The 25,187-nt window shown below is 68.5% G+C and carries 20 protein-coding genes; 16 read left to right on the top strand and 4 right to left on the bottom strand.

The features are described 5' to 3' along the window. Nucleotides 1-185 precede the first annotated feature (185 nt). Nucleotides 186-1,034, top strand: coding sequence for a 23S rRNA (adenine(2030)-N(6))-methyltransferase RlmJ (locus BLT78_RS14245; protein ID WP_090349597.1), 849 nt, complete (start codon nucleotides 186-188; stop codon nucleotides 1,032-1,034). A gap of 256 nt (nucleotides 1,035-1,290) precedes the next feature. Here the strand turns inward: BLT78_RS14245 and msrA are convergent, their stop codons facing one another. Beyond that, complete coding sequence (gene msrA / locus BLT78_RS14240; protein WP_090349596.1) at nucleotides 1,291-1,938, bottom strand: peptide-methionine (S)-S-oxide reductase MsrA; 648 nt, start codon at nucleotides 1,936-1,938, stop codon at nucleotides 1,291-1,293. Between the two features lie 219 nt (nucleotides 1,939-2,157). Between msrA and BLT78_RS14235 the strand changes: the two genes are divergently transcribed. Next, nucleotides 2,158-2,766 (top strand): hypothetical protein, encoded by a 609-nt coding sequence (locus BLT78_RS14235; protein WP_231975634.1) that lies wholly within the window; start codon nucleotides 2,158-2,160, stop codon nucleotides 2,764-2,766. A 73-nt stretch (nucleotides 2,767-2,839) separates the two neighbouring features. Here the strand turns inward: BLT78_RS14235 and aceF are convergent, their stop codons facing one another. Both aceF and aceE read right to left on the bottom strand, forming a co-directional pair. Continuing rightward, nucleotides 2,840-4,480 carry a dihydrolipoyllysine-residue acetyltransferase gene (gene aceF / locus BLT78_RS14230; RefSeq protein ID WP_090349595.1) on the bottom strand — a complete coding sequence of 547 codons (1,641 nt, stop codon included), beginning with the start codon at nucleotides 4,478-4,480 and terminating at the stop codon, nucleotides 2,840-2,842. A 10-nt stretch (nucleotides 4,481-4,490) separates the two neighbouring features. After that, nucleotides 4,491-7,139 carry a pyruvate dehydrogenase (acetyl-transferring), homodimeric type gene (gene aceE / locus BLT78_RS14225; RefSeq protein WP_090349594.1) on the bottom strand — a complete coding sequence of 883 codons (2,649 nt, stop codon included), beginning with the start codon at nucleotides 7,137-7,139 and terminating at the stop codon, nucleotides 4,491-4,493. A gap of 260 nt (nucleotides 7,140-7,399) precedes the next feature. Here aceE and glnE point away from each other — a divergent pair, with 260 nt between their 5' ends. The 14 genes from glnE to BLT78_RS14155 all read left to right on the top strand — a co-directional run bounded on the left by glnE (nucleotide 7,400) and on the right by BLT78_RS14155 (nucleotide 24,573). Continuing rightward, nucleotides 7,400-10,336 (top strand): bifunctional [glutamate--ammonia ligase]-adenylyl-L-tyrosine phosphorylase/[glutamate--ammonia-ligase] adenylyltransferase, encoded by a 2,937-nt coding sequence (glnE, locus tag BLT78_RS14220; RefSeq protein ID WP_090349593.1) that lies wholly within the window; start codon nucleotides 7,400-7,402, stop codon nucleotides 10,334-10,336. A gap of 43 nt (nucleotides 10,337-10,379) precedes the next feature. Further along, on the top strand, nucleotides 10,380-11,303 hold the full coding sequence (locus BLT78_RS14215; RefSeq protein WP_090349592.1) for a branched-chain amino acid transaminase: 924 nt from the start codon (nucleotides 10,380-10,382) through the stop codon (nucleotides 11,301-11,303). Nucleotides 11,304-11,472: 169 nt separating this feature from the next. Continuing rightward, on the top strand, nucleotides 11,473-12,522 hold the full coding sequence (gene waaF / locus BLT78_RS14210) for a lipopolysaccharide heptosyltransferase II (RefSeq protein ID WP_090349591.1): 1,050 nt from the start codon (nucleotides 11,473-11,475) through the stop codon (nucleotides 12,520-12,522). Continuing rightward, a complete protein-coding gene (waaC, locus tag BLT78_RS14205; protein ID WP_090349590.1) occupies nucleotides 12,523-13,581 on the top strand; it encodes a lipopolysaccharide heptosyltransferase I in 1,059 nt (352 codons plus the stop codon). Then, nucleotides 13,581-14,702 carry a glycosyltransferase family 4 protein gene (locus tag BLT78_RS14200; protein WP_090349589.1) on the top strand — a complete coding sequence of 374 codons (1,122 nt, stop codon included), beginning with the start codon at nucleotides 13,581-13,583 and terminating at the stop codon, nucleotides 14,700-14,702. Before waaC ends, BLT78_RS14200 begins: the two co-directional genes overlap by 1 nt. Nucleotides 14,703-14,823: 121 nt before the next feature. Next, the gene (gene rfaP / locus BLT78_RS14195; RefSeq protein ID WP_090349588.1) at nucleotides 14,824-15,639 is read left to right on the top strand and encodes a lipopolysaccharide core heptose(I) kinase RfaP; all 816 of its coding nucleotides are present in this window, start codon (nucleotides 14,824-14,826) and stop codon (nucleotides 15,637-15,639) included. Beyond that, on the top strand, nucleotides 15,636-16,373 hold the full coding sequence (locus BLT78_RS14190; protein ID WP_090349587.1) for a lipopolysaccharide kinase InaA family protein: 738 nt from the start codon (nucleotides 15,636-15,638) through the stop codon (nucleotides 16,371-16,373). The genes rfaP and BLT78_RS14190 overlap by 4 nt, the downstream gene beginning before the upstream one ends. Next, entirely contained in the window at nucleotides 16,370-17,815 is a 1,446-nt protein-coding gene (locus tag BLT78_RS14185) for a lipopolysaccharide kinase InaA family protein (RefSeq protein ID WP_090349586.1), read from the top strand. Before BLT78_RS14190 ends, BLT78_RS14185 begins: the two co-directional genes overlap by 4 nt. Before the next feature lie 16 nt (nucleotides 17,816-17,831). Then, complete coding sequence (locus tag BLT78_RS14180) at nucleotides 17,832-19,586, top strand: carbamoyltransferase family protein (RefSeq protein ID WP_090349585.1); 1,755 nt, start codon at nucleotides 17,832-17,834, stop codon at nucleotides 19,584-19,586. Then, nucleotides 19,573-20,709 (top strand): glycosyltransferase, encoded by a 1,137-nt coding sequence (locus BLT78_RS14175; protein WP_090349584.1) that lies wholly within the window; start codon nucleotides 19,573-19,575, stop codon nucleotides 20,707-20,709. The genes BLT78_RS14180 and BLT78_RS14175 overlap by 14 nt, the downstream gene beginning before the upstream one ends. Before the next feature lie 34 nt (nucleotides 20,710-20,743). Then, entirely contained in the window at nucleotides 20,744-21,556 is an 813-nt protein-coding gene (locus tag BLT78_RS14170; protein ID WP_090349583.1) for a polysaccharide pyruvyl transferase family protein, read from the top strand. Nucleotides 21,557-21,568: 12 nt separating this feature from the next. Then, nucleotides 21,569-22,516 carry a glycosyltransferase family protein gene (locus BLT78_RS14165; RefSeq protein ID WP_090349582.1) on the top strand — a complete coding sequence of 316 codons (948 nt, stop codon included), beginning with the start codon at nucleotides 21,569-21,571 and terminating at the stop codon, nucleotides 22,514-22,516. 10 nt (nucleotides 22,517-22,526) lie between these two features. Continuing rightward, the gene (locus BLT78_RS14160) at nucleotides 22,527-23,402 is read left to right on the top strand and encodes a DUF6625 family protein (RefSeq protein ID WP_090349581.1); all 876 of its coding nucleotides are present in this window, start codon (nucleotides 22,527-22,529) and stop codon (nucleotides 23,400-23,402) included. After that, nucleotides 23,392-24,573, top strand: coding sequence for an O-antigen ligase family protein (locus tag BLT78_RS14155; RefSeq protein WP_157719545.1), 1,182 nt, complete (start codon nucleotides 23,392-23,394; stop codon nucleotides 24,571-24,573). The genes BLT78_RS14160 and BLT78_RS14155 overlap by 11 nt, the downstream gene beginning before the upstream one ends. Here BLT78_RS14155 and BLT78_RS14150 read toward each other — a convergent pair. Further along, nucleotides 24,552-25,184 (bottom strand): lipopolysaccharide kinase InaA family protein, encoded by a 633-nt coding sequence (locus BLT78_RS14150; RefSeq protein ID WP_090349579.1) that lies wholly within the window; start codon nucleotides 25,182-25,184, stop codon nucleotides 24,552-24,554. The two genes, BLT78_RS14155 and BLT78_RS14150, sit on opposite strands and share 22 nt — an antisense overlap. Nucleotides 25,185-25,187 lie beyond the last annotated feature (3 nt).

Below are 25,187 nucleotides of genomic sequence, written 5' to 3'. Positions count from 1 at the left end.
TTGTCGGATGGTCGAAAAATATCCAGGTTTTTTTCGCAGGATGTTGCGCCTCGTGGCGCGCGACCTTCGGCGGCTCCGAGCGCGCCTGCGCCGGAGCGGGGCAGCTGGTAAACTCGCCGCATGCCCCGACCCACCCTTCGCGCCGGCCGCTGTGCGCGCCCGGCCCGCCAGTTGCGGATCCGCCGATGAACTACCGCCACGCCTTCCACGCCGGCAACCATGCCGACGTGCTCAAGCACGCAGTCCTCTGCCGTCTGCTCGCCCTCATGGCGCGCAAGGACAAACCCTTCGCCTACCTCGACAGCCACGCCGGCGTCGGCCTCTACGACCTGGCCGGCGAGCAGGCCGGCAAGACCGGCGAATGGCTGCAGGGTATCGGCCGTCTGTGGCAGAACGACGAGCTGCCGGCCGTGCTGGCCGACTACCGCGCGGTGGTGGAGGCGCTCAATCCCGCCGGCGGCCTGCGCTACTACCCCGGTTCGCCGGAGATCGCCCGCCGCCTGACCCGCGCCCAGGATCGCGTGCTGCTCAACGAGAAGCACCCCGAGGACGGCCAACTGCTCAAGGCCAACATGGCCGGCGACCGCCGGGTGACCGTGCACCTGGGCGAGGGCTGGCACCTGGCCAAGGCGCTGCTGCCGGTGGCGGAGAAGCGCGCGCTGCTGCTGATCGACCCGCCGTTCGAGCAGGCCGACGAGCTGGAGCGCTGCGTCGAGTCGCTGCACACCGCCATCGCCCGCATGCGCCAGGCGGTGGTGGCGATCTGGTATCCGATCAAGGATCAGCGCCAGCTCAAGCGCTTCTATCAGGATCTGGCCAGGAGCGGCGCGCCCAAGCTGCTGCGCGCCGAGCTGTGGGTGCATCCCGCCGACAACCCGGCCGGCCTCAACGGCTCCGGTCTGGCCATCGCCAATCCGCCGTGGCCGCTGGAGGAGGAGCTGCGCGAGCTGCTGCCGTATCTGGCGACGCAGCTGGCGCAGAGCCAGGGCGGCTGGCGCCTTGACTGGCTGATCGAGGAGAAGGCCGGCGGCTGAGCGCCGTCGTGTCGAGTAAGGTGGACAGCTCGCGCAGCGATTGTCCACCTGCAGGACCGCGGCGCGCGGGCTGGTAGAAAACCGCTGCGCGGGTTTTCTACCCTACGGTGCTCGGTGAGGCGGGGGGCCGCCCGTAGGGTGCGCCATGCGCACCACGATACCGCAGGTGCGCATGGCGCACCCTACGGGCCGCTGTTCGGCGTGGGCATGCATCGCATGCCGCTCCGGCCGGAGCGTGGAGGCCATCGAGATCGCCTTATTCGGGCAGGCACACCCCGGTGCCGCGCAGGCCGCAGTAGCCGCCGTGGTTCTTCGCCAGGTACTGCTGGTGGTAGGCCTCGGCATAGTAGAACGGCACTGCAGCGCGGATCTCGGTGGTGATCGCGCCGTAGCCGGCGCGGGCCAGCTCGGTGGCGAAGGCCGCGGCGCTGGCCTGCGCCTCCTCCAGCTGTTCGGCGGTCGAGCAGTAGATCGCCGAGCGGTACTGGGTGCCGATGTCGTTGCCCTGGCGCATGCCCTGGGTCGGGTCGTGGGCCTCCCAGAACACCTTGAGCAGGGCCTTGAAGCTGGTCTGCCGCGGATCGTAGACCACCCGCACCACCTCGGTGTGCCCGGTCAGGCCCGAGCAGACCTCCTCGTAGGTCGGGTTGGGCGTCAGGCCGCCGGCGTAGCCCGCCGCGGTGACCCATACTCCCGGCTGCTGCCACAGCCGCCGCTCGGCCCCCCAGAAGCAGCCGAGGCCGAACTGCACTTCCGCGAAGCCCTCGGGGAACGGCGGCAGCAGCGGATGGTCATTCACGTAGTGGCGCTCGGGGACCGGCATGGCGCTGTCGCGTCCCGGTAGCGCCTGGCCGGCGCCGGGCAGCTCGAGCTTGTGGGCGAGAATCTGTGAACGCAGGACCATGGCGTGTCTCCCGAAAGTGGCGATCGCGATCTGTTAACTTGCCTGTGCCGGGCGACGCCTGCAACCGGAAGCGCCACCGGCGCGATCTTTCACGATGGTCGGGCTTGGCTGGCCGCGTCACATCCTGTTAACACTGGCGGGTGTTCCGCCGTGCGCAGGTCGCGCCGGCTGGATTATGCTCAAGTCATTGTCAACATGTAGATAGCAAAGGTAAGGATCATGCAATCAGGATTCATGCAGCGGCTGCGCCGCGGCCTGTTGCTGGCGCTGCTCGGCGCCGCACTGCCGGCCGGCGCGGCTGCCGAGACGACTGGCGGCGACGACGGCCAGCGCGGCCAGGGCGGCGACGCCGGCAGCACGCAGAGCACCCCCAGCAGCACCCAGACCAGCAGCCTGAGCAGCGCCGATCAGGAGCGCTACCTGGCCGAGCTCAAGCGCCTCTATCCGCGCCAGGCGCCGCGCAAGGCGCTGCTTGAACACTGCAACCGCCTGCTGGAGAGCTACGCGCTGCGCGCCGGCTACCGCGTCGGCGAAGCCCGGGCCGACGATCTGCTGTACCAGCTGAGCATCCTCGGCGAAGGCACGCTGAACGTGCGCGAAGAGATCCGCAGCGCCGATGGCAGCCGCATGGAGGTGCACAACCGGCGGCTGGAGCTGTACGGCGTCGATCCGTTCGTCCGCTACGACTGCCCGAGCCGCGGTCCGTCCTGCCAGGTGCTGAGCCCCAAGGACGGCACGCCGCTGTTCACCCTGGTGCGCGACCACGCGGGCATGGAGGAGCTGGCCAGGGCGCTCAGCTACCTGATCCGCGACCTGCAGAAGGGCTGAGCCTTTCCCCGGGCTGAAAACAGGAACCCCGCCGATCGGCGGGGTTCCTGTTTGTGCGGCGGGCGTTCGCGGCTTACAGCAGCAGCGAGCGGATCTCCGCCAGCAGATCGGCCAGGCGACGGGTGAAGCGCGCCGCGGCAGCGCCGTTGATCACGCGGTGATCGTAGGACAGCGACAGCGGCAGCATCAGCTTGGGCTGGAACGCCTTGCCGTCCCACACCGGCTGCATGCTCGCCTTGGACACGCCGAGGATCGCCACCTCCGGCGCGTTGACGATCGGCGTGAAGCCGGTACCGCCGATGTGGCCGAGGCTGGAGATGGTGAAGCAGGCGCCCTGCATGTCGTCGGCGGAGAGCTTCTTGGTGCGCGCCTTCTCCGCCAGTTCGGCGGCCTCGGCGGCCAGCTGCAGCAGGCTCTTCTGGTCGACGTTGCGGATCACCGGTACCAGCAGGCCGTCCGGGGTGTCCACGGCGAAGCCGATGTGCACGTACTTCTTGCGGATCAGCGCCTTGCCGCTGGGGGCCAGCGAGCTGTTGAAGTCCGGCAGCTCGCGCAGCACGTGGGCGCAGGCCTTGAGCAGGAACGGCAGCACGGTCAGCTTGACGCCGGCCTTCTCGGCCACCGCCTTCTGCGCCACGCGGAAGGCTTCCAGCTCGCTGATGTCGGCCGACTCGAACTGGGTCACGTGCGGCACGTTGAGCCAGCTGCGGTGCAGGTTGGCGGCGCCGACCTGCATCAGGCGGGTCATCGCCACTTCCTCGATCTCGCCGAACTTGGCGAAGTCGACGGCCGGGATCGGCGGGATGCCGGCGCCACCGCTGACGGCGGCCTCCGGTGCGGCCTTGGCCTTGTGCATCATCGCCTTGACGTAGGCCTGCACGTCTTCCTTGAGCACGCGGCCCTTGGGACCGGTGGCCGGCACGTCGGCCAGCTCGACGCCGAACTCGCGGGCCAGCATGCGCACTGCGGGGCCGGCGTGCACCTTGCCGGCGTTGCCGCTCGGCGCGCCGACCGGGCCCGGCACCTTGGCCGGAGCCGCCGGAGCGGCGGCGGCCGGCGCGGGCGCCGCAACGGGAGCCGGGGCCGCCGCCGGGGCGGCAGCGGCTGCCGGAGCTGCCGCGACCGGCGCGGCGCCAGCCACGCGCAGGGTGAGGATCAGCTCGCCGGTGCCGACTTCGTCGTTGAGGTTGATCGCCACGCTGTCGACCACGCCGGCCTGCGGGCAGGGGATCTCCATGCTCGCCTTGTCCGACTCCAGCACGATCAGCGACTGGTCGGCGGCGACCGAGTCGCCGGCCTTGACCAGCACCTCGATGACGCGCGCCTTGCCGGCCGAGCCGATGTCCGGCACGTGCACCGGCTGCAGGCTCTCCGCCGCCGCAGCGGCCGGAGCCGCCGCGGCAGGGGCGGGCTCGGCGGCCACGGGAGTGGCAGCCGGTGCAGCGGCGGGAGCTTCGGCCGCGGCCGGGGCCGCAGCAGCACCCTCGGCTTCCAGCTCGAGCAGCTCGTCGCCGGTCTTCAGCTTGTCGCCCAGCTTGATCTTCAGGCTCTTGATCACCCCGGCCTTGGGTGCCGGGACTTCCATGCTGGCCTTGTCCGACTCCAGGGTCAGCAGGCTCTGGTCGGCCTCGATACGGTCGCCGACCTTGACCAGCAGCTCGATGACTTCACCTTCGCCGCTGCCGATATCGGGTACGCGAATCAGTTCACTCATGGCTCGCTCCTCAGCAGTCCAGCGGGTTGGCTTTGTTGGTGTCGATGCCGAACTTGGCGATGGCCTCGGCCACCACGGTACGGTCGATCTCGCCGCGGTCGGCCAGGGCCTCCAGCGCGGTCAGCACCACCCAGTAGCGGTCCACCTCGAAGAAGTGGCGCAGTTTCTTGCGGCTGTCGCTGCGGCCGAAGCCGTCGGTGCCGAGCACCTTGTACTCCTTGACCGGCACCCACTGGCGGATCTGGTCGGCGAACAGCTTCATGTAGTCGGTGGAGGCGACCACCGGGCCGCGGCGACCGGACAGGCACTGCTCGACGTAGGTCAGCTGCGGCTTCTGCTCCGGATGCAGGCGGTTGCGGCGCTCGACGGCCAGGCCCTCGCGGCGCAGTTCGTTGAAGCTGGTGACGCTCCACACGTCGGCGCCGATGTTGTACTCCTCGCGGAGGATCTTCGCCGCTTCGCGCACTTCGCGCAGGATGGTGCCGGAGCCCATCAGCTGCACGTGGCAGGCGGCGTCGCGCTTGTCTTCCTCGAGCAGGTACATGCCCTTGATGATGCCGTCCTCGACGCCCTGCGGCATCGCCGGCTGGGCGTAGGCCTCGTTCATCGCGGTCAGGTAGAAGAACACGTTCTGCTGTTCTTCGGTCATCTGGCGGATGCCTTCGCGGATGATCACCGCCATCTCGTAGGCATAGGTCGGATCGTAGGTGCGGCAGTTGGGGATGGTCGAGGCGAGGATGTGGCTGTGACCGTCCTCGTGCTGCAGGCCCTCGCCGTTCAGCGTGGTGCGGCCGGCGGTGCCACCGATCAGGAAGCCGCGCGCGCGGCTGTCGCCGGCGGCCCAGGCCAGGTCACCGATGCGCTGGAAGCCGAACATCGAGTAGAACACGTAGAACGGCAGCATCGGCTGGTTGTGGTTGCTGTAGGCGGTCGCCGCGGCGATCCAGCTGGACATGGCGCCGGCCTCGTTGATGCCTTCCTCGAGGATCTGGCCCTTCTTGTCCTCGCGGTAGAACATCACCTGGTCCTTGTCCACCGGCTGGTACAGCTGGCCGACCGAGGAGTAGATGCCGAGCTGGCGGAACATGCCTTCCATGCCGAAGGTGCGCGCCTCGTCGGGGATGATCGGCACGATGCGTGCGCCGAGATCCTTGTCCTTGACCAGCTGCGACAGGATGCGCACGAAGGCCATGGTGGTGGAGATTTCGCGCTCGCCGGTGCCGTCGAGGATGGACTTGAGGGTCTCCAGCGGCGGGGTCGGGATGCTGAAGCTCTTGCTGCGGCGCTGCGGCACGAAGCCGCCCAGCTTCTCGCGGCTCTTCAGCAGGTACTTCATCTCCGGGCTGTCGGCTTCCGGCTTGTAGAACGGCAGCTCTTCCAGCTTGTCGTCCGGAATCGGGATGCCGAAGCGGTCGCGGAAGGCCTTGAGGCTCTCCAGGTCGACCTTCTTGACGTTGTGGGTGATGTTCTGCGCCTGGCCGGAGCCGGTGCCGTAGCCCTTGATGGTCTTGGCCAGCACCACGGTCGGCTGACCGGTGTGGTTGACCGCCTGGTGGTAGGCCGCATAGACCTTGAACGGGTCATGGCCGCCGCGGTTGAGCGCCCAGATCTCGTCGTCGGACATGTCCTTGACCATCTCCAGCAGCTCCGGGCGGGCACCGAAGAAGTGCTCGCGGACGAACTTGCCGTCGTTGGCCTTGTAGTTCTGGTACTCGCCGTCGACCACCTGGTCCATGCGCTTCTGCAGCAGGCCGTGGGTGTCCTTGGCGAACAGCGGATCCCACAGGCGGCCCCAGATCACCTTGATCACGTTCCAGTCGGCGCCGCGGAACACGCCTTCCAGTTCCTGGATGATCTTGCCGTTGCCGCGCACCGGGCCGTCGAGGCGCTGCAGGTTACAGTTGACCACGAAGATCAGGTTGTCGAGCTTCTCGCGGCCGGCCAGGGCGATGGCGCCGAGGGATTCCGGCTCGTCGGTCTCGCCGTCGCCGAGGAAGCACCAGACCTTCTGCTTGCCGGCGGGGATGAAGCCACGGTGCTCCAGGTACTTCATGAAGCGCGCCTGGTAGATCGCCTGGATCGGACCGAGGCCCATGGACACGGTGGGGAACTGCCAGAAGTCCGGCATCAGCCACGGGTGCGGGTAGGAGGACAGGCCCTGGCCGTCCACCTCCTGGCGGAAGTTGTTCAGCTGGTCTTCGCTGATGCGGCCTTCGAGGAAGGCGCGGGCGTAGACGCCGGGGGAGGCGTGGCCCTGGAAGTAGATCAGGTCGCCGCCGTGCTCTTCGGTCGGCGCCTTGAAGAAGTAGTTGAAGCCGATGTCGTACAGGGTCGCGCTGGAGGCGAAGGTGGAGATGTGGCCACCCAGATCCGGATCCTTCTTGTTCGCGCGCATCACGGTCGCCAGGGCGTTCCAGCGGATCAGCGAACGAATGCGTCGCTCCATGAACAGGTCGCCCGGCATGCGGGCTTCATGGGTGACCGGAATGGTGTTGCGGTACGGCGTGGTGATGGCATACGGCAGTTGGGTGCCGGTGCGCGAAGCCAGCTCACCCATGCGGGTCAGCAGATAGTGGGCGCGGTTTTCACCTTCACGATCGAGGACGGACTCCAGGGCGTCCAGCCATTCCTGGGTTTCGACGGGATCGAGATCTTGCATGGCTTGCTCCAGGGCGGAAAGGCTTCCAGAATCGGTAGCCGGGTGTGAAGCGCGGCCGGCTTTGTGGGCGGCCGCCACGAATTTTGTGTTTGTCGGGCTGGCGCTGTTGCGGCGTTCAGCCTCACCGGGGGTCTCCCGATGCCTTGTAGTTTTACTACATATCGGCGCTAAAAACAGCCCCCCATGAAGAATGATTCGTAGCAAAACTACAGCTGTCGACGGGGGCTGTTGGCCGTCGAGGCGCGCTAAAAGGATAGACCATGAGCCTCCCCTCCCTGACCGCTCTGCCGGCGGAACTCCAGGCGCTCGTCGAGCATGCCCGCGAGACCTTCATCAGCCATCTCGACGAGGCCGGCCAGGCCGCCCTGGCGGGCTGGCCGCAGGCGCGCCGCGAGGCGCTGGAGCGGGTGTTCGGCGCCAGCGACTTCGTCGCCGAGCAGGCCGCGCGCAGCCCGCAGATGCTCGTCGAGCTCGCCGCCAGTGGCGAGCTGGAGCGGCGCCTGACCGAGGGCGAGCTGCGCGGACAGCTGGCGGCGGCGCTGGAGGGCTGCGACAGCGAGGACGAACTGGCGCGCCGCCTGCGCCGCTATCGCAACCGTCAGCAGAGTCGCATCATCTGGCGCGACGTCACCCGCCAGGCCGACCTGTCCGAGACCTGCCGCGACCTGTCCGAGCTCGCCGATGCCTGCATCGACCTGGCCTACCACTGGCTGTACGCGCGCCAGTGCGAACAGTCCGGCACGCCGGTCGGGGCGCGCAGCGGCGAGCAGCAGCACCTGGTGATTCTCGGCATGGGCAAGCTCGGTGCCTACGAGCTCAACCTGTCCTCGGACATCGACTTGATCTTCGCCTATCCCGAGGGTGGCGAGACCGAGGGCGCGCGGCGCTCGCTGGACAACCAGGAGTTCTTCACCCGCGTCGGCCAGAAGCTGATCAAGGCGCTGGATGCGCTCACCGTCGACGGCTTCGTGTTCCGCGTCGACATGCGCCTGCGCCCCTACGGCTCCAGCGGCCCGCTGGTGTACAGCTTCAACGCCATGGAGCAGTACTACCAGGACCAGGGCCGCGACTGGGAGCGCTACGCGATGATCAAGGCGCGCGTGGTGGCCGGCGACCAGCTCGCCGGCGAGCGCCTGCAGCAGATGCTGCGGCCGTTCGTCTACCGCCGCTATCTGGACTTCTCGGCGATCGAGGCGCTGCGCACCATGAAGCAGCTGATCCAGCAGGAGGTGCGGCGCAAGGGCATGGCCGAGAACATCAAGCTCGGTGCCGGCGGCATCCGCGAGGTGGAGTTCATCGCCCAGGCCTTCCAGCTGATCCACGGTGGCCGCGACCTCAGCCTGCAGCAGCGACCGCTGCTCAAGGTGCTCGACACGTTGGTCGGCCAGGGCTACCTGCCGCCGCCGGTGGTCGACGAGCTGAAGGACGGCTATCGCTTCCTGCGTTACCTGGAGCACGCCCTGCAGGCGATCGCCGACCGGCAGACGCAGATGCTCCCCGACGGCGAGCTGGAGCGCGCGCGGGTGGCCTTCATCATGGGCTTCGATGGCTGGAACGCGCTGCTCGACCAGCTGGCGCACTGGCGCGGGCGCATCGACTGGCACTTCCGCCAGGTGATCGCCGATCCCGACGAGGAGGCCGGCGCCAACCTCGCCGGCGTCGGCGACGAGTGGCTGCCGCTGTGGCAGGGGGCGCTGGAGCCCGAGGTGGCGCGCCAGCAACTGGTCGAGGCCGGTTTCGTCGATGCGGTCGGCGCCTGGCAACGCCTCGAGGGGCTGCAGCACGGCTCGCAGGTGCGCGCCATGCAGCGCCTCGGTCGCGAGCGGCTGGACGCCTTCATGCCGCGCCTGCTCGCCGCCATGGTCGCCCACGGTCAGTCCGATCTGCTGCTCGAGCGCGTGCTGCCGCTGGTCGAGGCGGTGGCGCGGCGCTCGGCCTACCTGGTGCTGCTCAGCGAGAACCCCGGCGCCCTCGACCGCCTGCTGACCCTGTGCGCGGCCAGCCCGTGGGTGGCCGAGCAGATCGCCCGCTTCCCGCTGCTGCTCGACGAGTTGCTCAACGAGGGCCGCCTGTACAGTCCGCCGGGCAAGGACGAGCTGGCCGCCGAGCTGCGCGAACGGCTGACCCGCATCCCCGAGGACGACCTCGAGCAGCAGATGGAGGCGCTGCGCCACTTCAAGCTGGCCCATGGCCTGCGCGTGGCCGCCTCGGAGATCGCCGGCAGCCTGCCGCTGATGAAGGTCTCCGACTACCTGACCTGGCTGGCCGAGGCGATCCTCGAGCAGGTGCTGCAGCTGGCCTGGCGCCAGGTCGGCCTGAAGCATGGCTACCCGCGCCGCGAGGACGGCAGCAGCGTCAGCGAGCCCGAGTTCGTCATCGTCGGCTACGGCAAGGTCGGCGGCATTGAGCTGGGCCACAGCTCCGACCTCGACCTGGTGTTCATCCACAACGGCGACCAGCACAGCGAGACCGACGGCGCCAAGCCGATCGACAGCGCGCAGTTCTACACCCGCCTGGGCCAGCGCCTCATCCACCTGCTCACCGCACAGACCGCCTCGGGTGCGCTCTACGAGGTCGACATGCGCCTGCGTCCGTCCGGCGCGGCGGGCCTGCTGGCCAGTTCGCTATCGGCCTTCGCCCGCTACCAGGACAGCGAGGCCTGGACCTGGGAGCACCAGGCGCTGGTGCGCGCCCGCGTGCTGGCCGGCTCCGCCGAGGTCGGCGCGCGCTTCGAGGCGATCCGCGCCGAAGTGCTCGGCCGCGAGCGCGACAGCGCCGCGCTGCGTGCCGAGGTGAGCGAGATGCGCGCCAAGATGCGCGACAACCTGGGCAGCAAGGCGACCCTGGGCGGCACCGCGCCGGAGGCGTTCGAGGCCGGGCAGACCTTCGATCTCAAGCACGACGCCGGTGGTATCGTCGATATCGAATTTATGGTGCAATATGCCGTTCTCGCCTGGTCGCGGCAGTACCCTGAACTGCTGCGTTTCACCGACAACATCCGCATTCTGGAAGGGCTGGAGCGGGCTGGCCTGATCGCGAGCTCCGACGTCCGACTCCTGCAGGAGGCCTACAAGGCCTATCGCGCAGCCGCCCACCGCCTGGCCCTGCAAAAGCAGCCCGGCAGTGTGAGCGGAGACCACTTCCACGAGGAACGCCGCGGCGTGATGCGGATCTGGCGCGAACTGGGGCTGGCCTGAGGCGCCCCGACAACCCCGAATTCTTGTTAGGAGCTGGCAAATTATGTCGATGGCCGATCGTGATGGCGTTATCTGGTATGACGGCGAACTGGTGCCGTGGCGCGAAGCCAACACCCACGTGCTGACCCATTCCCTGCACTACGGCATGGGCGTGTTCGAGGGCGTGCGCGCCTACAACACTCCGGATGGCACCGCGATCTTCCGTCTGCAGGCGCACACCGACCGCCTGTTCGACTCCGCCCACATCATGGGCATGAAGATCCCCTTCACCAAGGACGAGATCAACGAGGCCACCCGCGCCGCGGTGCGCGAGAACGGTCTGGAAAGCGCCTACATCCGTCCGCTGGCCTTCTACGGCTCGGAAGGCATGGGCATCCGCGCCGACAACCTGAAGGTCCACGTGGTCGTCGCCGCCTGGCACTGGGGCGCCTACATGGGCGAGGAAGCGCTGGAGCGCGGCATCAAGATCCGCACCAGCTCGTTCACCCGCCACCACGTGAACATCTCGATGACCCGCGCCAAGGCCAGCGGTCACTACATCAACTCGATGCTGGCCCTGCAGGAAGCCGTGTCCGCCGGCGCCGACGAGGCCCTGCTGCTGGATCCGGAAGGCTACGTGGCCGAGGGTTCGGGCGAGAACGTGTTCATCGTCAAGGACGGCGTGATCTACACCCCCGAGGTGACCGCCTGCCTGAACGGCATCACCCGCAACACCGTGCTGACCCTGGCGCGCGAGCTGGGCGTGGAGATCGTCGAGAAGCGCATCACCCGCGACGAGGTGTACATCGCCGACGAGGCCTTCTTCACCGGCACCGCCGCCGAAGTGACCCCGATCCGCGAACTGGACGGCCGCCAGATCGGCGCCGGCCGCCGTGGCCCTGTCACCGAGAAGCTGCAGAAGGCCTACTTCGACCTGGTCACCGGCAAGACCGCCGCCCACGCCGAGTGGCGCACCCTGGTCAAGTAAGCACGACCTGGGAAGGCGTAGGGTGGGGCAGGCCGCGGGCCGTAACCCACCAACCGGCCCACCGGGCCGGCAAGTGGTGGATCCGCCAGCGGATGCCTGCGGCATCCCTGGTGGGTTGCGCCGCTGTCGCGGCTGACCCACCCTACGATTTCCTGCTACCGGCTTTTCTATGAATATCCTGATCATCGGCCCCAGCTGGGTGGGCGACATGGTGATGGCGCAGACGCTGTTCCAGTGTCTCAGGCAGCGCCACCCCGACTGCCAGATCGACGTGCTGGCCCCCGAGTGGAGCCGGCCGATCCTCGAGCGCATGCCCGAGGTGCGCCAGGCCCTGAGCTTCCCGTTCGGCCACGGCGTGCTCGACCTCGCCGGGCGCCGGCGCATCGGCAAGTCGCTGGCCGGTCGGTACGACCAGGCGATCCTGCTGCCCAACTCGCTGAAATCCGCGCTGGTGCCGCTATTCGCCGGCATCCCCCAGCGCACCGGCTGGGTCGGCGAGCTGCGCTACGGCCTGCTCAACGACATCCGCAAGCTGGACAAGCAGCGCTATCCGCTGATGATCGAACGCTTCATGGCCCTGGCCTATGCGCCGGGCGCCGCGTTGCCGCAACCCTATCCGCGTCCGCACCTGCAGATCGACCCGGCCAGCCGTGCCGCGGCGCTGCAGAAATTCGGCCTGGAGCTGGACCGTCCGGTGCTGGCACTGTGCCCCGGCGCCGAGTTCGGCGAGGCCAAGCGCTGGCCGGCCGAGCACTACGCCGCGGTGGCCGACGCCAAGATCCGCGCCGGCTGGCAGGTCTGGCTGTTCGGCTCGAAGAACGACCACCCGGTCGGCGAGATGATCCGCGAGGAGCTGATCCCCGGCCTGCAGGAAGAGGCGGTTAACCTGGCCGGCGAGACCAGTCTGGCCGAGGCCATCGACCTGCTGTCCTGCGCCGCGGCGGTGGTGTCCAACGACTCCGGGCTGATGCACGTGGCCGCCGCGCTGGGTCGCCCGCTGGTGGCGGTGTACGGCTCCACCTCGCCGCAGTTCACCCCGCCCCTGGCCGAGCAGGTGGAGATCGTCCGCCTCGGTCTCGACTGCAGCCCGTGCTTCGAGCGCACCTGTCGCTTCGGCCACTACAACTGCCTGCGCGACCTGCGCCCGCAGCCGGTGCTGGAGGCGCTCGAGCGCCTGGCCGGCGACCCGCTGGCCGATCCGTTGCCGCTGGAGCACTGAGTGCGCGTCCTGCTGATCAAGACCTCGTCGCTGGGCGATGTGATCCACACCCTGCCGGCGCTTACCGACGCCATGCGCGCCATCCCCGGCATCCGCTTCGACTGGGTGGTGGAGGAGGGCTTCGCCGAGATCCCGACCTGGCATCCGGCGGTCGAGCGGGTCATCCCGGTGGCCCTGCGCCGCTGGCGCAGGAACCTGTGGAGCACCCTCCGCAGCGGCGAGTGGCAGCAGTTCAAGGCGCGCCTGGCCGAGCGCGACTACGACCTGGTGCTCGACGCCCAAGGCCTTGTCAAGAGCGCCTTCCTCACCCGCTACGCGCGCGGCCCGGTCGCCGGCCTGGATCGCGCCAGCGCCCGCGAGCCGCTGGCCAGCCGCTTCTACGATCGCGGCTGCGCGGTGCCCTGGGGCGTGCATGCGGTGGAGCGCGTGCGCCAGCTGTTCGCCGCGGCGCTCGGTTATCCGCTGCCGACGGAAACCGGCGACTATGTGCTGGACCGCCAGCGTCTGCTCGCCGGGCGCGACGACCAGCCCTACCTGCTGTTCCTGCACGGCACCACCTGGGCCACCAAGCACTGGCCGGAGCGCTACTGGCGCGAGCTGGCCGAACTGCTCGGTCGCCAGGGCTGGGCAATCCGCCTGCCGTGGGGCAATGCCGAGGAGAAGGCGCGCGCCGAGCGCATCGCCGCCGGCCTGGCACACGTCAGCGTACTGCCGAAACTGAACCTCGCCGGTGTCGCCAGCGAGCTGGCCGGTGCGCGCGCCTGCGTGGCGGTGGACACCGGCCTCGGCCACCTGGCCGCCGCCCTCGACGTGCCGACCGTGTCCCTGTACGGTCCGACCAACCCCGGCTTCACCGGCGCCTACGGGCGCGGGCAGATCCACCTGGCCAGCGACTTCCCCTGCGCGCCCTGCCTGAAGAAGCGCTGCGCCTACCAGCCGACGGCCGAGGACCGCCAGCGCTTCGATCTGGCCAGCGAACAGCCGCTGTGCTTCACCCGTCTGAATCCGGCGCGGGTCGCCGCCGAACTGGCCGCCCTGCTGCCTGCGAGAATCGCCTGATGCAACTGGCCTTCGTGCTCTACAAGTACTTCCCGTTCGGCGGCCTGCAGCGCGACTTCCTGCGCATCGCCCAGGAGTGTCAGCGCCGCGGCCACGCCATCCGCGTCTACACGCCGATCTGGGAGGGCGAGGTGCCCGCCGGCTTCGACGTGCGCGTGGCGCCGATCAGGGCGTTCTTCAATCACAATCGCAACGAGAAGTTCAGCGCCTGGCTGGCCGCCGACCTGGCCCGCGACCCGGTCGACCGGGTGGTCGGCTTCAACAAGATGCCGGGCCTCGACGTCTACTACGCCGCCGACGGCTGCTACGAGGACAAGGCGCAGACCCTGCGCAACCCGCTGTACCGCTTCGGCAAGCGTTACCGGCACTTCGCCGAGTACGAGCGCGCGGTGTTCGCACCCGAGGCGCACACCGAGATCCTGATGATCTCCGAGGTGCAGCAGCCGCTGTTCGTCAAGCACTACGCCACCCCGGCCGAGCGCTTCCACCTGCTGCCGCCGGGCATCGCCCTGGACCGCCGCGCCCCGGCCAACGCCGCGGCGATCCGCGCTGAGTTCCGTCAGGAGTTCGACCTGGGCGACGACGACCTGCTGCTGGTGCAGATCGGCTCGGGGTTCAAGACCAAGGGCCTGGACCGCAGCCTGCGGGCGCTCGCCGCGCTGCCGCGCGAGCTGAAGGCCCGCACCCGGCTGATCGCCATCGGCCAGGACGATCCCAAGCCGTTCCTGCTGCAGGTCAAGGCCCTCGGCCTGTCCGAGCAGGTGCAGATCCTCAAGGGCCGCAGCGACATCCCGCGGTTCCTGCTCGGCGCCGACCTGCTGATCCACCCGGCCTACAACGAGAACACCGGCACCGTGCTGCTCGAGGCGCTGGTCTCCGGCCTGCCGGTGCTGGTCACCGACGTCTGCGGCTACGCCCACTACATCGGCGAGGCCGACTGCGGCCGGGTACTGCCCAGCCCGTTCGCCCAGGAGCGCCTCAACCAGTATCTGGCCGAGATGCTCGCCGACGCTGCCGCGCGCGCGCGCTGGCGCGCCAACGGCCTGGCCTTCGCCGACACGGCCGACCTCTACTCCATGCCGCAGAAGGCCGCCGACGTGATCCTCGGGGAGGGCGCATGAGTCCGATCCGAGGCCTGATCCGTAGGGTGGATAACACGCGCAGCGTTTATCCACCGGCGATGCCCTGCCGAACTACTGGTGGACAAGGCTGCGCCGTTGTCCACCCCACGGAGGGCATGCCATGCAACTGATCCTCGCCGAACCCTTCCGGTCCCTCTGGCAGGGCAAGGATGCCTTCGCCGAGGTGGAGAAGCTGCAGGGCCAGGTCTACCGCGAGCTGGAAGGCCGCCGCACCCTGCGTACCGAAGTGGCCGGGCGCGGCTACTTCGTCAAGATCCACCGCGGCATCGGCTGGGGCGAGATCGTCAAGAACCTGCTCAGCGCCAAGGCGCCGGTGCTCGGCGCCGGCCAGGAGTGGACGGCGATCCAGCGCCTCACCGAGGTTGGCGTGCCGACCATGACCGCGGTGGCCTTCGGCGCGCGCGGCGCCAATCCGGCGACCCAGCACTCGTTCATCGTCACCGAGGAGCTGGCGCCCACCGTCAGCCTCGAGGACTTCAGCCGCGACTGGCGCGACACGCCGCCCGCGCCGCGCCTCAAGCGCGCGCTAATCCAGCGGCTCGCCGAGATGGTCGGGGGCATGCACCGCGCCGGGGTCAACCACCGTGACTGCTACATCTGCCACTTCCTGCTGCATACGGACAAGCCCGTGAGCGCCGACGACTTCCGCCTGTCGGTGATCGACCTGCACCGCGCGCAGACCCGCGCAGCCGTGCCGCGGCGCTGGCGCGACAAGGACCTGGCCGCGCTGTACTTCTCGGCGCTGGACATCGGCCTGACCCGCCGCGATCTGCTGCGCTTCCTGATGGGCTACTTCCAGCGCCCGCTGCGCGAGACCCTGCGCGAGGAAGCGCGCCTGCTGGCCTGGCTGCAGGCCAAGGCGGCGAAGCTGCACGCGCGCTACCTGCGCAAGTACGCCCCGGGAGCCTCGGCATGAGCGGCTGGCAACTGGCGGACGACCTGCCGGCCGCCGCGCGCGTGGCCTTCGCCGATCTGGACCGGGTGTTCGCCCTGGAGGGCGAGTGGATTGCGGCTGACCAGATGTCCAAGGTGCTGCGCGTCGAGGTGGGCGGACTCCGCTACTACGTCAAGCAGTACTGGAGCGCCGGCAAGGGCCTGCGCCGCTGGTTGGGCCGGCCGCGGGTCAAGGCCGAGTGGCAGAACCTGCGTCTGTTCGCCCAGTGGGGCATACCCACCGCTCCGGTGGTGGCCTGGGGGCTGGAACGCAGCAAGGGTTGCTTCGGCCGCGGTGCGCTGATCACCGCGGAGCTGGCGGGTACCGAGGATCTCGCCGCGCTGGCGCGCAACCACGACCCGCGCCTGCGCCAGCGCGACTGGCTGGACAAGGTCAGCCACCAGTTGGCCGAGGCGACCCGCCGGATGCACCGCAACGGCTTTGCCCACAACGACCTGAAGTGGCGCAACCTGCTGGTCGACCCGGCCGGTGAGCTGTACCTGATCGACTGTCCGACCGGCAGCTTCTGGTGGGGGCCGCTGCTGCGCTACCGAGTGATCAAGGATCTCGCCTGTCTGGACAAGGTGGCCAAGTACCATCTGTCGCGCACCCGGCGCCTGCGCTTCTACCTGCAGTACCGCGGTCGTGAGCGGCTGTCGGCCAACGACAAGCGGCGCCTGCGCAAGGTCCTGGCTTTCTTCGAGGGGCGCGAATGAGCCGGCGCCTGAGCGAGCTGGTCACGGCCGGCCGCAGCCCGGCGCTGCCGCTGAGCATTACCCTGCCGGGCGGCGAGCTGCGCCTGCGCAGCCTGCTGCGTGTGCTGCCCGGCCAGCGCTACGTCGGCGAGGCCGAATGGCAAGGCCGCCGCGTACTGGCCAAGCTGCTGGTCGGCGCCAGGGCCGAGCGCCATCACGCGCGCGAACTGGACGGTGCGCGCTGGCTGCGCGAGCAGGGGCTGGACACCCCCGAGCTGCTGGGCGAGGGGATGGTGGCGGGCGAGGGCGGCTGGCTGCTGTTCGCGTTCCTCGACGACGCGGTCAGTCTTGGCGGCGTCTGGCAGACGCTGGCCGGCGAGCCGTTGCTGTCTGCGGCCCAGCGGGCGGTGCTCGGCGAGGCGCTGGCCGCCATCGGCCGCCTGCACGCCCGCGGCCTGTGGCAGGACGACCTGCACCTGGACAACCTGCTGCGCCGGGACGGGCGGCTGTACCTGATCGACGGCGGCGGCATCCGCGCCGCCACGCCGGGCCAGCCGCTGCCCCGCGCGCAGGCGCTGCAGAATCTCGGCGTGTTCTTCGCCCAGTTGCCGGCCGAACTGGAACCCTTCGGCGACGAGCTGCTGGAGCACTATCGCACCGCCAATCCCGGCGCCGAACTGAGCGCCGCCGACCTGCGCGAGCCGGTCGCCGCGGTGCGCCGCTGGCGTCTCAAGGACTACCTGAAGAAGCTCGGCCGCGACTGCAGCCTGTTCAGCGTGCAGCGCAGTGGCGAAGGGCTGACCATCGTTCGCCGCGACCAGGCCGACAGCCTGGCGCCGCTGCTGGGTGATCTCGACGGCGCCATCGCCGCCGGCCGGGCGCTGAAGCAGGGCGGCAGCGCCACGGTGGCGCGCGTCGAGCTGGCCGGCCGGCCGCTGGTGATCAAGCGCTACAACATCAAGGGCCTCGCCCACTGGCTCAAGCGCTGCTGGCGGCCGAGTCGAGCCTGGCACAGCTGGGTGGAGGGCAACCGCCTGGAGTTTCTCGGCATCGCCACCCCGCGGCCGCTGGCCATGCGCGAAAGCCGCCGCTTCGGCCTGCGCGGGCGCGCCTGGCTGATTACCGAACATGCCGCCGGTGAGGATATACTCACGCGCTTTGCGGCCCACGTGCAGGGCACGCCGCCCGAGGCGGAGCTCAAGGCGCTGGACCGCCTGTTCGCCGCGCTGCTGCGCGAGCGCATCGGCCACGGCGACCTCAAGGGTACCAACCTGCTCTGGCAGGACGGCCGCTGGGCGCTGATCGACCTCGACGCCATGCGCCAGCACCGCTGCCCGCGCCGCTTCGCCCGCGCCTACGCCAGGGATCGTGCGCGTTTCCTGCGCAACTGGCCGGCCGACTCGGCTCTGTACCGCTTGCTGGACCAACGTTTACCGCAGGTGCCCGGCACCTGCCCTGAATAGATAGAGGGAAACATCTGTGGCACTGACCGTCCTCGGCCTTTCCGGCGCCCTCAGCCATGACCCGTCCGCTGCGCTGTACATCGACGGCAAGCTGATCGCTGCCGTCGAAGAAGAGCGCTTCGTGCGCGACAAGCATGCGAAGAACCGCATGCCCTACGAGTCGGCCAAGTTCTGCCTGGAACAGGCCGGCATCAAGCCGGAAGACGTCGACGTGGTGGCCATTCCCTTCGCGCCGATCAGCATCTTCGAGAAGGCTCGCTGGCAGTACGCCAAGCGCTACGCCTACGCCCCGGACCGCGTCCTCGACGCCATCCTGTTCGGCAATCGGCGCTACTACCGCTACAAGAAGCGCATCCAGTGGTGCCTGCAGCAGCTCGGCTTCGACCTCAAGAAGGTCAGGATCGAGCCGGTCGAGCACCACCTCGCCCACGCCTCCAGCGCCTACCACTGCTCCGGCTTCAGCGAGAAGACCGCGATCATGGGCATCGACGGCAAGGGCGAGTACGCCACCACCTTCTTCGGCTGGGGCGAGAACGGCAAGATCCACAAGATCAAGGAATTCTACGACCCGGACTCGCTGGGCGGCCTGTACGGCGCGATCACCGAGTACCTCGGCTTCGAGATGCTCGACGGCGAGTTCAAGGTGATGGGCATGGCGCCCTACGGCGACGCCGCCAAGTACGATTTCTCGCGGCTGGCCAAGTTCGAGAACGGCGAGCTGGTGATCAACACCGAGTACGCCAACGTCATCGGCTTCCGTCGCTACAAGGAAAACGGCAAGGGCTACTACTTCTCGCCCAAGCTGATCGAGTGGCTGGGTCCCAAGCGCGAGGGCGACATCGCCGACGACCCCTACATCCACTACGCCGCGGCCATGCAGGCGCTGTTCGAGAAGCTGGCGCTGGAGATGATGGACTATTACCTGGGCGACATCATCCGGCAGACCGGCAAGATCGCCTTCGCCGGCGGCTGTGCGCTGAACGTCAAGCTCAACCAGAAGATCATCGCCCGCGACGAGGTCAAGGAACTGTTCGTCCAGCCGGCCTCCGGCGACGCCGGCACCGCGGTGGGCGCCGCCGCCTACGTTTCGGTGGCCCGCGGCGTGCCGGTGGAGAAGATGGAGCACGTCTACCTCGGCCCGGCCTACTCCAACGAGGACGTGATCGCCGCCTGCGCGCGCCATCCCAATGCGCCGAAGTGGCAGCGCATCGACGACACCGCCCAGCGCATCGCCCGGATCATGGTCGACGGCAACCCGGTGGCCTGGTTCCAGGGCCGCATGGAGTTCGGCCCGCGCGCTCTCGGCGGGCGCTCGATCATCGGTTGCCCGAGCGTGCCGGGCGTCGCCGACCGCATCAACGAGCAGATCAAGTTCCGCGAGCGCTGGAGGCCGTTCTGCCCGTCGATGCTCGACACCGTGGCACCGCAGATGCTCAAGGTCGACCACCCGAGCCCGTTCATGACCTTCACCTTCGAGGTCAACGAGGAATGGAAGGACCGTGTGCCGGAAGTGGTCCACGAGGACGGCACCTCGCGCGCCCAGGTGCTGGAGCGCCGCCACAACCCGCGCTGGTACGACCTGATGCTCGAGCTGGAGAAGCTCACCGGCAACGGCGTGTCGCTGAACACCTCGCTCAACCGCCGCGGCGAGCCGATGGTCTGCTCGCCCACCGACGCGCTGAACATGTTCTACGGTTCGGACCTGCAGTATCTGATCATGGAAGACATTCTGGTGGTCAAGGATGGGGTGGATTGGTATGGCGGCGTCTGAGGCGCCTGCCGATCGGCCGTGGGTGCTGCAATTCTGCCACGGCTACGACGGCCCGTTCCTCGACTGCGCGCGGCAGTACGCCGTGCTGTTCAAGGACACGCCGTACAAGGTGTGCACCGTCTACCTGACCGGCGCGCCGAGCGCGGAGGTCGAGCGCGGCTCGGCCTCCGACGAGGTGATCTTCCTCGGTAATGACAGCCGGGACGTGCGCGGCCTCAAGCTCGGCGCCATGCGCCGGCTGCGCGAGATCGTCGCCGGCCGCGACTTCCGCCTGTGCATCGCCCACCGCTTCAAGCCGATCTACATCGCCCTGCTGGCCACCCGCCTGCCGGTGATCGGCGTGCACCACGCCTTCGGCGTGTACCAGCGGCGCATGCGTCGCTGGTTCGTCAACCGCTTCCGCTCGCGCCTGTTGCTGCTGGGCGTCTCCAACGCGGTGCGCGACGAGATGCGCCGCCATCTGCCAGGCTGGCCCGCCGAGCGTATCGAGACCTTGTACAACCGCATCGATGTTGCCGCCGTGCAGGCCGAGCAGGTCTCACGCGAAGCTGCGCGCGACTTCCTGGGCCTGCCACAGGAGGCCTGGGTGGTCGGCAACGTCGGCCGCCTGCACCCGGACAAGGACCAGGCCACCCTGATCCGCGGCTTCGCCCAGGCCTTGCCACAGCTACCGGCCGGCAGCCTGCTGGCGATCATGGGTTCTGGCCGGCTGGAACAGTCGCTGAAGGCGCTGGCTGCGGAACTGGGCATCGCCGCGCAGGTGCGCTTCCTCGGCCAGGTGCCGCAGGGTCGTCGCTACTTCAAGGCCTTCGACGTCTTCGCGCTGACCTCCGATCACGAGCCCTTCGGCATGGTGCTGCTCGAGGCGATGGCGGCCGGGGTGCCGCTGATCTGCTCGGATTGCGGTGGCGGGCGCGAGGTGGTCGAGGGCGTGGGGGGGCTGTTTCCCTTGGGCGCCGCGGCGGCCCTCGGCGAGTGCCTGGCGCAGGCCGGGCGGCGTTCGCAGGCGGCAACCGAACAGGTCGCGGCGCTGATGAGCAGCCGCTTGCACGAGTGTTTTTCCGATGCCGCCGCGGCTGCGCGGTTCTGGCGGCTGCCGCTGTTGACGCGGATCGCCGGCTGAGCGCGGCCGCCCCTTGTCTGTGAGACCACTGTCGATGAAACCCATAAAGCTTTACTGGTGCCGCGGCGAAGGGCGCAGCGACCCGAGCAAGCAGAACTTCGGCGACTACCTGTCCCCCCTGCTGGTGGAGCTGCTGTCGGGGCGCAAGGTCGAGTATGCGCCGGTACAGCGGGCCGATCTGATGGCCGTGGGCAGCATCCTCGGCCGGGAGGCCAAGGCCAAGCGCTGGGGCTTCCTTCCGTATCGTCTGCACATCTGGGGCACCGGTACCGGCGCCGAACAGGCCCACTACTCCGGCCGCCACCACTACCACGCGGTGCGCGGTGCCCTGACCCGCGCGCAGATCGACGGTCTGCGTAGCGATCCTGTGCTGGGCGACCCCGGCCTGCTGGCGCCCTGGGTGCTGGGCGACCGGGAGCGGCCGGTGGCCAGACAGATCCGCGTCGGCCTGATCCCCCACTACGCCGATCAGGCCGAGCCGGCGGTAGCCGAGCTGCTTGCCGGTATTCCCGGGGCGCGGCTGATCAATGTGTTTTCGCCGGTCAAGCAGGTGCTGGCGGAGATCGCCTCCTGCGACTTCGTACTGTCCTCCAGCATGCACGGGCTGATCGTCGCCGACTCTTTCGGTGTGCCCAACCAGTGGCTGCTGCTCTCCCGCGGCCGTATCTCCGAGTACAAGTTCGCCGACTACTACTCCGCCTTCGGTCTCTCCGGCCTGCAGCCGCTGCTGCCGCAGACCGTCCTGGCGGGCGGGCCGGCTTTGTTCGAACAGTTGCGGGCGGAGTACCGACGCCCGGGGCTGGAACGGATCCAGCAGGACCTGCTCGGCTCTTTCCCCCAACTGTGAGGAACACTGCCGATGCGGGTGTTATGGCTGATCCAGAGCTACGAGGTGCACGCCTTCGACCTGCTCGCCGAAGCCTTGCGCGAGCATGCCGAGGTCGAGCTGGTTCGCCTGGATGCGGACGAGCAGGATGATCTCGCCGCAACCCTCAGGCGTTTCGATTTCGCCCGCTACGACCGGGTGATGACCACACTGCGCACCAAGAAGGAGATGCGCCAGTGGCGCGTATTGCGCACGGTGCCCAACCTGGTGGTATTCGAGTACGACGCCTGCCAGAACTATCTGGCCGGCGGCAAGTACCAGGGGCGCTTCTCCCGCCACTACCGGCGGCTGGGCGGGCCGCGGCTGATCGTCTCCGGGGCCGAGGTGGCCCGACGCCTGGCGGCCGAGGGCTTCGATGCCCACTTCCTGCCCAAGGGCTACGATTCGCGCAGCATCTATCCGCGCGATGTCGAGCGCGACATCTTCCTCGGCTTCATCGGCCGTCTGGATGCCAGGGTCTACCAGGGGCGCAAGGCGTTCATCGAGCGGCAGGTCGATGCCCACGGCCTGCAGGTGCTGCGCACCGCGCCCGGTGAGGACTATGCGCGCAGCCTGTCGCGCATCCGCATCTTCGTCTCGGCCGACATCGGCCTGGGCGAGTACATGGCGAAGAACTTCGAGGCCATGGCCGCTGGTTGCCTGCTGATGACCTATGACCAGGGCGAACTCGAGGATCGCGCCACCGGCCTGGTGGACATGCACAACGTGGTGCTGTTCCGCGACGAGTCCGAGTTCGAGGGCAAGCTGGCCCGGCTCGTCGCCGATCCGCCGCTGGTCGAGCGGATCGCCGCGGCGGGGGCCGCCCTGGCGCGGGAGCGTTTTGCCTACGATCGCATGGGCACGCGCCTGGCCGACTGTCTGCGGCAGCCGCTGCTGCCTCGTTCCACGTATCTGAGTTGGCGGGATCGCCTGGGGTTCTAGTGTGAGTCGAATGCTCCTGATCATTCCCTACTTCGGCAGCTGGCCGTTCTGGCTGGACTTTTTCCTGCTCAGCTGCCGGCGCAACCCGACGGTGAACTGGCTGATCATCGGCGACTCGCCGGCGCCGGCCGATGCGCCGGCCAACGTCGAGTTCCGTCAGGTCGCCTACGCGGACTATCTGGCGTTTGTCAGCGCCCGTTTGGGAATCCCCTTCGATCCGGTACGCCCGTACAAGCTGTGTGATCTGAAGCCGATGTATGGCTACCTGCACGAGGAAGATCTTTCCGGCTACGACTTCTGGGGGTTCTGCGATCTGGACGTGGTGTTCGGCGATCTGCGCAGTTTCCTGACTCCCGAGGTGCTGCGCCACGATGTCATCGCCACCCACGACACGCGGATCTCCGGGCACTTCTCGTTGCTGCGCAATACCCCGGTGCTGCGCGAGGCGTTCCGCAGGATTCCCGACTGGGCGGCCAAGGTCTGTGAGCAGAAGAGCCAGCGCCTCGACGAGGCGGCCTTCAGCAAGCTGTTCCTGCGCTACAAGCGCTGGCCGCAGGGGCTGCGCAAATGGCTGCCTGGCGCCAATCCGCTGGGTGTTTCGACCTTGTTCCGCGAGCAGTTCTCCACGCCGGACTGCCGGATCGCCTGGGTGGATGGCAGCCGCGACTTCCCCAGCGAGTGGTACTGGCGCGACGGTGTGCTGAGCAACGACCGCAGCGAGCGTAGCTTCATGTATTTCCACTTCCTCTACTGGAAGCAGAATCACTGGAAGCGCGAGTACAAGACCGAGGGTGGGCATCTGGCCCGGGGCGAAGCGCAGTGCTTCGTGCCGGGACCGGACTGCCGCTTCTTCCGCGTTACGCGCGAGGGGTTCCATGCGGATTGATGGCGGCTTGGCGGCTTGGTGGCGCCTGCGCGCGGAGAGCGCCGGTCTGGCGCATTACCTGAGCGTCATGCTGCTGGCGTTTCTGTTGTCGTACTTCCTGCTCGACTATGCCAAGTACCGCAACAACATCTACTACGCGTTGTTCGCCGTGCCGGCGCTGCTGTTCGCCGTGCCGGCGGCCTGGCGCAACTGGCCGGGTTGGGCAGGCGGCTGTCTCCTGCTGTATTTTCTCGGTGGGCTGCTGGCCGATGGACTGAGCGGGGATCCGGTGCTGCGTCTACTCAAGCACCAGCTCTATCTGCTGCTGCTGTTCGGTGGCCTCTGTCTGTGCGTCCGCGAGGGGCGCGGCTTCCGGCTGGCGGGGCTGGTGTACGCCATCGCCTGTCTGCTGTTCGCCTGCCTGGCGGTATATCTGTGGCTGGAGGCCTACCGGGCGAGCGGGGTGCCGCCGCGCATCCGCCTGTACGCCGGGGCGAGCAATCCGGTGCACGCTTCGCTGATGATCCTGACCGGCTGGCTGGGCTTCTGGGTGGTCTACGGCCTGCCGAAGCTGCTGGAACGGGGACGCCTGGCCTACCTGTGCGGCTTCGCGCTGATGCTTGGTTTCGCCTTTCTGGTCTGTATAGTCTTCCAGTCGCGCTCGGCGCTGCTCGGGTTGCTGGCAGTGCTGGGCGGCTGGCTGGTGCTCGGCCGAGAGCGAGCGCTGAGTTTGTTGCTGATCGGAGCGCTGCTCCTGCTGGTGCTGGTCTCCGGAGGCTACGAGGCGCTGCTCGCCCGGGGCGTCAGCTACCGCGCCGACATCTGGCAGGATGCTCTGCTGCGCCTGCGTGACCACTGCTCGTGGGTCCTGGGTTGCACCCAGGCGGGGCGGCCGCTGTATCTGGGACAGTTCCACCATGCCCACAGTGCCTACCTGTCGATCCTGGTCGAGACAGGACTGCTTGGCGCCGTCACCTTCGTTGCCTTCGCCCTCGTCTATGTGGTCCAGGGCGTGCGGACCCGCTCGTCCTGGTTCATCGTCTCGCTGGCCGGCTGGGCCGGGGTGATCGCCAGTTCCAGCGGTCTGGTCGATTCGCCCCGTCCGCTGTGGATCTACTTCTGGCTGCCGACACTGCTGGCGCTGCTCGACTTTCGGCGCAGCAGGACGCCTCAGGAGTCCGCTGCCTCGTAGGCCTCGCGCAGTGCCTGCCAGGGGAACTCGCAGCGATAGTGGGCGCAGAAACGGTCGAGCTGGCGTTTGAAGTGGCGGAAGTTGCGCTCGATCAGCGCGCGAGACAGGGACTTGCGTCTGAAACTCATGTCGGCAATGTCGATGAGTCCCCAGCGCTGATCCGGTGTCCTGACGATGTTGCCGATGTGCAGGGAGCGGAAGTAGATCCCCTTCTCGTGCAGATGGCGGATGAAGTGCGCCAGATCCCGAATGATCGCCGGCTCCAGTTGGCCATTGCGGACCAGTTGGGCGACGGTGGCTCCGGGCAGAGGGCGGTAGAGGACGGCGGTGGTACGCTTTTCCGGCAGGTCGAAATACTGCACTGGGCTGATGGTCGCTATGCCTGCGGCCTCCAGGCGTTGTGCGTTCCTGATGAAGCGTCTGGCATAGGGGAACAATGTGGCACTGGAAAACAGGCGGCGCTGGCGGAAGATCTTGAGGATCAGCCCGTTGCCGAGCTGATAGACCTTGGGGCCTAGACCATCGGCCTCGAGTATCTGGCCGCCGGTGGTGAGTCTTTCCAGGTCGGCGCGAGGCAGCTGCTGCAGGAGGATGGGCGCGGACTTGTTCATGCG

This window comes from Pseudomonas oryzae, assembly GCF_900104805.1.
Taxonomy (GTDB): Bacteria; Pseudomonadota; Gammaproteobacteria; order Pseudomonadales; family Pseudomonadaceae; genus Geopseudomonas; species Geopseudomonas oryzae.
This window is presented reverse-complemented; position numbering and strand designations above follow the sequence as displayed.

What these genes read in the sequence shown, in the direction of transcription:
- aceE (WP_090349594.1), bottom strand. Translation starts at nt 7,139, where the DNA reads ATGCAAGATCTCGATCCCGTCGAAACCCAGGAATGGCTGGACGCCCTG.
- aceF (WP_090349595.1), bottom strand. Translation starts at nt 4,480, where the DNA reads ATGAGTGAACTGATTCGCGTACCCGATATCGGCAGCGGCGAAGGTGAA.
- BLT78_RS14200 (WP_090349589.1), top strand. Translation starts at nt 13,581, where the DNA reads ATGCAACTGGCCTTCGTGCTCTACAAGTACTTCCCGTTCGGCGGCCTG.
- glnE (WP_090349593.1), top strand. Translation starts at nt 7,400, where the DNA reads ATGAGCCTCCCCTCCCTGACCGCTCTGCCGGCGGAACTCCAGGCGCTC.
- BLT78_RS14235 (WP_231975634.1), top strand. Translation starts at nt 2,158, where the DNA reads ATGCAATCAGGATTCATGCAGCGGCTGCGCCGCGGCCTGTTGCTGGCG.
- BLT78_RS14155 (WP_157719545.1), top strand. Translation starts at nt 23,392, where the DNA reads ATGCGGATTGATGGCGGCTTGGCGGCTTGGTGGCGCCTGCGCGCGGAG.
- BLT78_RS14150 (WP_090349579.1), bottom strand. Translation starts at nt 25,184, where the DNA reads ATGAACAAGTCCGCGCCCATCCTCCTGCAGCAGCTGCCTCGCGCCGAC.
- waaF (WP_090349591.1), top strand. Translation starts at nt 11,473, where the DNA reads ATGAATATCCTGATCATCGGCCCCAGCTGGGTGGGCGACATGGTGATG.
- BLT78_RS14170 (WP_090349583.1), top strand. Translation starts at nt 20,744, where the DNA reads ATGAAACCCATAAAGCTTTACTGGTGCCGCGGCGAAGGGCGCAGCGAC.
- BLT78_RS14185 (WP_090349586.1), top strand. Translation starts at nt 16,370, where the DNA reads ATGAGCCGGCGCCTGAGCGAGCTGGTCACGGCCGGCCGCAGCCCGGCG.
- BLT78_RS14175 (WP_090349584.1), top strand. Translation starts at nt 19,573, where the DNA reads ATGGCGGCGTCTGAGGCGCCTGCCGATCGGCCGTGGGTGCTGCAATTC.
- BLT78_RS14190 (WP_090349587.1), top strand. Translation starts at nt 15,636, where the DNA reads ATGAGCGGCTGGCAACTGGCGGACGACCTGCCGGCCGCCGCGCGCGTG.
- BLT78_RS14160 (WP_090349581.1), top strand. Translation starts at nt 22,527, where the DNA reads ATGCTCCTGATCATTCCCTACTTCGGCAGCTGGCCGTTCTGGCTGGAC.
- rfaP (WP_090349588.1), top strand. Translation starts at nt 14,824, where the DNA reads ATGCAACTGATCCTCGCCGAACCCTTCCGGTCCCTCTGGCAGGGCAAG.
- BLT78_RS14245 (WP_090349597.1), top strand. Translation starts at nt 186, where the DNA reads ATGAACTACCGCCACGCCTTCCACGCCGGCAACCATGCCGACGTGCTC.
- BLT78_RS14165 (WP_090349582.1), top strand. Translation starts at nt 21,569, where the DNA reads ATGCGGGTGTTATGGCTGATCCAGAGCTACGAGGTGCACGCCTTCGAC.
- BLT78_RS14215 (WP_090349592.1), top strand. Translation starts at nt 10,380, where the DNA reads ATGTCGATGGCCGATCGTGATGGCGTTATCTGGTATGACGGCGAACTG.
- msrA (WP_090349596.1), bottom strand. Translation starts at nt 1,938, where the DNA reads ATGGTCCTGCGTTCACAGATTCTCGCCCACAAGCTCGAGCTGCCCGGC.